At 74.4% G+C, this 1,413-nt stretch carries 3 protein-coding genes; all 3 read right to left on the bottom strand.

Annotated elements, in window-relative coordinates; all coding sequences use genetic code 11:
• Window positions 1–213 (bottom strand): hypothetical protein (locus LGR69_RS31695; protein WP_230368579.1); only part of this gene is annotated, 213 nt, incomplete at its 3' end.
• An 80-nt stretch (window positions 214–293) separates the two neighbouring features.
• Window positions 294–524, bottom strand: coding sequence for a hypothetical protein (locus LGR69_RS31690; protein WP_230368578.1), 231 nt, complete (start codon window positions 522–524; stop codon window positions 294–296).
• Between the two features lie 144 nt (window positions 525–668).
• The gene (locus LGR69_RS31685) at window positions 669–1,385 is read right to left on the bottom strand and encodes a sugar transferase (protein ID WP_007559443.1); all 717 of its coding nucleotides are present in this window, start codon (window positions 1,383–1,385) and stop codon (window positions 669–671) included.
• Window positions 1,386–1,413: the final 28 nt, after the last annotated feature.

Here is a 1,413-nt window from a genome sequence, read left to right as displayed (position 1 = left end):
GCGCGGTCCGGGTGTGCGCGGCCGGAGCCGGTCCATCGCCCGGCACCACAGCGCGTCCGGAAGCCGGTACACCCGCGCCCCCCAGGCCATACCCGCCAGAGCCAGAAGGACCAGATACGCCAGACCCTCCAGCACCCGGCCCGGCGGCGTGTCCGCCTCGGCCCGGTCGTACCAGAGCGGGTCGGCGTCCCAGTACGGATCGTTCTCGTCCAAGGCTGACCCCCTCCCGCCGCGCAGACCCGACCCGGCCCGACCGCTGCGCAAATCGTTCACCAACCCGGGCCGCCCGGGCCTCAGCGCTCGCCCGGCAGCGGCCGCAGCAGCGCCCCGAGCAGGAAGCCGAGCTGGCCGCAGATCAGCAGCGTCGCCCCGCGCCGCAGCCCGCCGCCCGCGCTCAGGTGATGCACGTGGAACCCGTAGGCCAGCTCGACCGCCACCACCGGCAGGAACACCGGCAGACCCCAGACCGAGCCGAACCGCCCCAGACCCAGCCCGAGCAGCGCGTTCAGCAGAAGACCCTTCATGGCGATCTCGTCGCGACCTCTCGGGCGAGGCGACCTCTCGGGCGGGCCCGGCCCGCACCTGCCCGGGGCCGGACCGATCCCGGCCAGCCCCGGTGCGCGTTCCCTTGCGCGTCCCCTTGCGCGTCCCGCGGCGCGGCGGCCGCGTTACTTGCTGCCGCGCTGGGCGAGCACGGCCGGGACGGTGCGCAGCATGATCGCGATGTCCCGGCGCAGGCTCCACCGGCTGGCATAGTCCAGGTCCAGCGCCACGCGCTCGGCGTAGCTGGTGTCGGACCGGCCCGAGACCTGCCACAGCCCGGTGACGCCCGGCGGCACCGCAAAGCAGGTGGCGAACGCCCGGCCGTAGCGGGCGACCTCGGCCTGGACGATCGGGCGCGGCCCGACCAGGCTCATCTCGCCGCGCAGCACGTTCCACAGCTGCGGCAGCTCGTCCAGGGAGGTCTTGCGCAGCACCTGGCCGATGGCGGTGATCCGCGGGTCGTCGCTGAGCTTGTGCGTGGCCGCCCACTCGGCCCGGGCCCGGGGGCTGGCGGCCAGATGCGCGGCGAGCACCGCCTCGCCGTCGGTGACCATCGAGCGGAACTTCAGGCAGCCGAAGCTGCGCCCGTCCCGGCCGAGCCGGGTGTGCCGGAAGATCGGCGCCTTGCGGTCGCCGGCCCAGACCAGGGCGGCGATCAGCAGCATCAGCGGCAGCAGCAGGAACAGCGCGGTCGCCGCGACCCCGATGTCGAGACCGCGCTTGGCCGCCCAGTCCAGCCGAAGCCCCCGGGCCACGAACGGCGTCTCCGGCAGGACCGCCTCCGCGACGGCCTCCGCAGCCTCGCTCACCTGATCCGCAATCTGATCGGCCACATCGGACATCTCAACCCTATGGTGCGGCGCAGAGGCG

Origin of the sequence: Methylobacterium brachiatum, assembly GCF_020523825.1 — a bacterium.
GTDB lineage: Bacteria > Pseudomonadota > Alphaproteobacteria > Rhizobiales > Beijerinckiaceae > Methylobacterium > Methylobacterium brachiatum.
The sequence above is the reverse complement of the archived record's forward strand: the minus strand, read 5'-3'. Positions and strand labels throughout refer to the sequence as shown.

Coding starts and splice junctions, on each gene's coding strand:
- LGR69_RS31690 (WP_230368578.1), bottom strand. CDS start 524: ATGAAGGGTCTTCTGCTGAACGCGCTGCTCGGGCTGGGTCTGGGGCGG.
- LGR69_RS31685 (WP_007559443.1), bottom strand. CDS start 1,385: ATGTCCGATGTGGCCGATCAGATTGCGGATCAGGTGAGCGAGGCTGCG.